The organism is Maribacter sp. (assembly GCF_039968975.1).
In the GTDB taxonomy this organism is placed as follows: Bacteria; Bacteroidota; Bacteroidia; order Flavobacteriales; family Flavobacteriaceae; genus Maribacter.
Window position 1 is genome coordinate 1 of sequence record NZ_JBDVOT010000039.1, and the last position, 5,903, is coordinate 5,903.

At 36.9% G+C, this 5,903-nt stretch carries 2 protein-coding genes; both read right to left on the reverse strand.

Annotation, left to right across the window (positions count from 1 at the left end; all coding sequences use genetic code 11):
• The coding region (locus tag ABJI11_RS02390) for a Calx-beta domain-containing protein (protein ID WP_348349077.1) at window positions 1-4,033 on the reverse strand (4,033 nt) is incomplete at its 3' end.
• A gap of 813 nt (window positions 4,034-4,846) precedes the next feature.
• A partial coding sequence (locus ABJI11_RS02395) for a gliding motility-associated C-terminal domain-containing protein (RefSeq protein ID WP_348349079.1) occupies window positions 4,847-5,903 on the reverse strand: 1,057 nt, incomplete at its 5' end.

Here is a 5,903-nt window from a genome sequence, read left to right on the forward strand (position 1 = left end):
TTTCTAAAGCTTCGATAAGGTTATCGTCAATGATAGGTATTGTGATCGGTTGCGTTTCGCCGTCTGTTCCAGCGAAGGTCAATTGACCTGATGTAGCTGTATAATCACCAGGAGCGATTGCTGAAGAATCGTTTGTAGTAAAATCCAAGGTAAACCCACCCGGCACGTTTCCTGTCAACAAAACATTTACAGTTGCTGTACCTGCAGCTTCGTTTACGGTAATATTATCGTTATCGAATGATATTCCGGTACCAACACCACCATCGTTATCGGTAATATTTACAGTTGCTTGATTATCGTTTATTAAAATCAGTCCGGTCGAAATATTAGAAAGGTCGACCACTAAATTTTCTAAAGCTTCGATAAGGTTATCGTCAATGATAGGTATTGTGATCGGTTGCGTTTCGCCGTCTGTTCCAGCGAAGGTCAATTGACCTGAAGTAGCTGTATAATCACCAGGTGCGATTGCCGAAGCGTCATTTGTAGTAAAATCCAAGGTAAACCCACCCGGTACGTTTCCTGTCAATAATACATTTATGGTAGCCGTGCTGGCAGCTTCATCTACGGTAATGTTATCATTTTGAAAACTGATTCCTGTTCCCGCACCGCCGTCGTTGTCCAATATTTCTCCCTCACCTGTATCATCAGTAATGTTTAAGGCACCAACAGATGCATAAGAAATTTGAACTTCATGTGTTTCATTTGGTTCAATTAGACTATCATCTACCGCTGCAACATTAAAAGATACCGAAGTGCTATTCGCTAAAAGTGTAACGGTATTTGGACCGCTATAATCAGCATTGATGGTATTAATATTTGTATACGCTACATTAAAAACGATGTCTTGATTGATGCTATTAGATGCGGTAATAGTAAAAACATTATTTGTTCCCTCTACTGTAGAAGAATCATTGATTGAATAACTAGGGTTATTCGGTAATTCTGTTAAAGTACAATCTGCACAAGTAGGGGCAGGGGTACACGTGGTACAAGGTGTTGGGTCTGTTGAAGTATCTGTGATAGTATTACCATCGGTGTTTTCACCAATTACCGTGGCTAAATTATTTATCTGACCATTATCTATATCAGTTTGTATAATACTATAAGTAGCGCTGTAAATCCAAGTTTCTGTAGTATCTAATTGACCATCAGAGTCTGTATCGCCAGAAGCAGGACCAGCTATAGTACCTCCTAATAATGGGTCTGATACTACTACATTAGAAATAGAAACATTACCAGTGTTGATAACAGTAAAGGTATAGTTTACTGCATCACCTACATTGGTAAGACCATTGGTATTTGAATCTATATAAACACCATCTTTTGTAATTTCAAGATTTGCAAATTCAACAGGTACACAGGCTGTATTGTTAGAAGTATCGGTATCACCGGTAACGGTTATTTGATTTCCAAAACCACCGCCATTTGTACAGTCTTGCGTTGGATCAAATAAATCTTTATCTATAGTAAAAGTTGCAGTTACTAGCCAACTTTCTGTTCGAAGTCCGGCTATTGATTCACCTGCTATAATTTGGTCACCACTTGTAAACGGACTCAAAATTGTACCGTCAACTCCGTCACTTTCGCCTCCATAAGCCAAAGTTGCATTGATTAAGGTGAAACCATTCCCTAACATAAAGGTATCGATGACATCATAAGAACCTGCTAGGCCGCCGATATTGTCTGCTGTAATTCTATAGGTCACGGTATATTCATCGGTAACACTATTATATATAGGGCCCGATTCAACTGTTTTACTTACATCAATACTAGAACTACAAGGTTTATTAGGTACGGTAATAGAACCATCAAAAATGGTGCAACTTAATCCTGGTACTGCAACTTGCAATGTATAATCTCCACCTTGAGAAGCATCGAAAGGATTAAATATAAGTTCATTACTAGTACCTTGTTGCACGATGGTACCTGTATCATCAACCCAAGTAAAAGTAGCATTGGTTACCGGGTTGGCTGCAAGAGTAACCTGAGACCCTGAAGCATCGCAATTGGCAACAAGATTTGGTAAATAAGGAACTACTTCGAAAGCACCATCTGCTGAGTTGCCACAACTATCTGTAATTCTAACAGTATAAGTTCCCTCATCTGTTGCTGTAAATATACCATCTGTTGATATGCGCCCAATATTTGAGGGAACCGATGAATCTATTATTTCGTATTGATAAGGTGCAATACCATTCATTCCTTCTGCCAAGATAACACCAGACCCTTCTGTGCATAAATAACCAACTATGTTGTCAAATGAAGTAGTCACATAACCTGGTATAGTTATATTTCTGGTTTGGGGTTCGCAAGGACATGTAAAAGCGTTGTTTGTTAAACATTCTCCACCACTCTGAAATTCTAGATTTAATTGGTAATTTCCTGATGGTAAATTGGGTACTGTAACCGGAGTTCCTTCTGTAAAAAATAATATACTCTCGCGAAAAACGGAGTTTCCAGTATCTAAATTAGTTATAGTAACATTGGTATAGAAGGTACTGTTGATATTGCTGATTACGTTTGGATTTATAATTAAGGAGTTCGAATTACCGCAACCTTGTAAAAAATCTAAGCTAAAATCATGCTGAACTGTTTGTGATGCTAATATTTCAAACGTTTGAAAACCCGTTTCACAACCGTCCGTAATTTCTGCTTCATAAATTCCTGGAGGAAAAGCTTCTCGATATATAGAACTACCATTTGGATTAACAAACTCTCTAGGATAACTATAGTTGGTGACAACTCCACTTTCTGAGGTAAAACTTGCAGGTCCTGATAAAATGGTTACTTTACCATAATTTGTTCCACCGTTTCTTACATGAAAACCCATTCCGGTTGTTCCATCCATACAGCCACGTTCTGGTCGAACGTTGGCTTCAAATGTGGTTGCCGGAACTGGTGTAAATGTAACTGTATTATTTATGGTATATGAACAACTATCTTCTAAAACGACATCATAAGTATCGCCAAGTTGAATATCTGCTTCACGAATATCTGCTTCGAGATCATCGGGATCTGTAAAAGTATAAACAAGAACATCACTTGGGTCTGATTGGTTGGTTAGTGTAAGAGTGGCAGGCACTAATATACTTTTTTCTTGAAGACTTGAATTTGTTAATGAGGCGAATACAAAAAAAGCTGTTTCGCCAGAGCAGTCATATGCTTTCTGGCTCCACATATCAACATCTGGGGTAAAGTTAAATGGCTTACTTTCAGTTTGTCCACAGGCATCAACGATGTTCGCCGTATACCCCATTGCGAAGTTGTAATTAGTACCAAGACTATAAGAAGAGCCAGAACTAGAATCAACTGAACCTGAGAAAATTACAGTGCCTGTTGCATCTTCGGTAACCGTTACATTATGAGGTGAAGAACCACGATTAAAAGGGTCGTATTCCACTTCGTAAGTATCACATGCTACTTTCTCTATAAAATTAATTTCCCCTGCTAATGCGGAGATTGGAGGAGCGGCTATGGTTATCGTTTCACTGACCGTATTTTCGCATCCGTCTTCAATCTGAAATGTATAGGTGCCTTCAGTAAGACCGGCAAAAGTATCTGAGTTCTGTTCAAGAATAATCGTTTGTGGTATTGTACTTAAATCAACAATTCTGTATTTATATGTAGGGAAAGTCGAGCTGGCGATTAGATTACCATTACTTCCAGTGAGTATGACCTGGCCATTAGAACTACTAGAACAAGAGGGGTTGGTAATATCGACACTTAAATTAGGAAGTACATAATTTCCACTAACCGTAATATTCTCCGAAACGGTATTGAAACTAGCATCTCGTACTTCTACCGAATAATTTCCGGGTTGTAATGCAAGAAAAGTTTCTGAGCTTTGAAAGTCTCTAACCTCAGGACCACTTAGAATTCTATATTGATAAGGTTGAGTTCCGCCATTGGCCGTTGCAGTTATGCTGCCATCAGATGAACAAATAGACTCCGATTGAGTTAGTGATACATCTAATTGTGCAGATAGACTTGTACAGCAAATTAGAAAAGTAAATTTAAGGAGGAATTTAAGCATATTCTTTTCTAGCTAAATCATTCATTAAAAACAATGAAAAGTTTTCATCAAACACAAAGTTAGCTTCGATATTTGTCGAAGCCCATTTTTTGTTGCGAAAGTGGCTAGGGTTGATGTGAAATGATAGCTGTGATTAGGATATCCTATTTAATGTAACTTTTATCGATACTTTTCAGAAAGGTTTACTTAGTAAAGAGTATATTTTGCTTGACAAATACGATTTCGGGGCACTTAAAATCACTTTTGTTTTAGGGAGATTTAAATTTTAAAGCCTTGCTAATTATGTGTAATTCTTTAGGGCCCTAGTTTGCACCAAAAGGTTTTTATATGAAATATTTTAACAATGTGTTTATATGGAAATGAACTAGATTATTACTTTTTAAATTATGTTCTCCATACAGATTTTGATATTCATTATTTATAAGAATTTTTAAAGTCCTTTGAGGTCAAAGTTTTCATCAGAATTTAAAATACCTCTTCAATTTCAAGAGTTATTTTTAGACACTTTAAACAAATTGTTATTATACTATTTAACAATTACGAGGTCATAACTGATAATTCTTACCCGTTCCTTAAAGAAAGGGCACAAGTGATATTACGTTTTTCTCTGCCTAGATATTTGACTTTGTATTTAATACTTTGTTTTTTAGCGTTTTAAATATCGAAACGCAAATGCCTATATCCCATTTTTTTTGTGAAAAATTTCAAATAATCTTATTCATTAAACCTATATTTTCGATAAATTAAAACTGAAATCACTATAAATGATGCCTCATCCATTAAGATGAGGCATTTTAAATTATGTTTCTAATTTTAATTGGTACCTAGGTAAATATACCCGTTGAACGGTTCTAGGATAGTACCTGTATTTTTGTCTGTGGCTGTTATTATATAATAGTAAGTACCTGTAGGTAGCATTCCAGATTGCCCAAAAGAACCATCGGGAGATTCACCGCCCCAGTCGTTTTGGTAATCTTTAACCTCGGCAATTTTAGTTCCCCAGCGGTTAAATATTATTACATCAAAACTAAAGGCACAATATTCTACACCTGTAATTTCAAAGAAGTCGTTAACACCATCTCCGTTAGCGGTAACCGCCTTGGAGATTTCTATATCACCTCTGCCACATGGTACACACTCCGTGTCAACTACAACTGTAAAGTCAACAAAGTATTTACAAGTACCTTCGGTAGAACTATAACCGATTTTATATTCACCAGGCTCATGGTTCATTGGGTCAAAGATATTTCCTTCCAATACCACATCACCTTCTAGAATCATGAATGTACCGTTACTGTCAAAATCTGCTGGTAAGTAATTCAGTAAATCTATTGGTTCTTCTTCAATACAGATGTTAATTGTAATCTCTTGCAATTGAGGTTGCAATACAAAGATTATCTGTTCAAATGAAGCGGTATTGCCACAAGAATCTGTCACGTTCCAAGTTCTAATAATCAAGTAATCATCAGAATCTGCTGTGGTCTGCGTTTCTTCATTATAAACAACATCAAAATTACCACAACCGCCTGTAAAGACTAATTCCGGTGCATCTGGAATTTCATCACCACATATAATAGTGATTTCTTCCTCGTATGGCTGACTCATAATAGGTCCTGTTGGTTCTATAGTAATTACTTGAGTATGATCGGTTGTATTACCTGCACAGTCAGTGGCTGTCCAAGTTCTTGTAACTGTATAACCTACAGCACAGTTCTCATCATTTGTGATCGTTTCTTCAAACGTTACCTCGATGTCTGGTTCACAAGAATCTGTTGCAGTCAATACAGAGGCATCTGGCACCATATTACACTCAACGGTCATATCTTGTGGTAAAGCCTCATTAAATGTTGGGGCAACCGTATCTTCAATA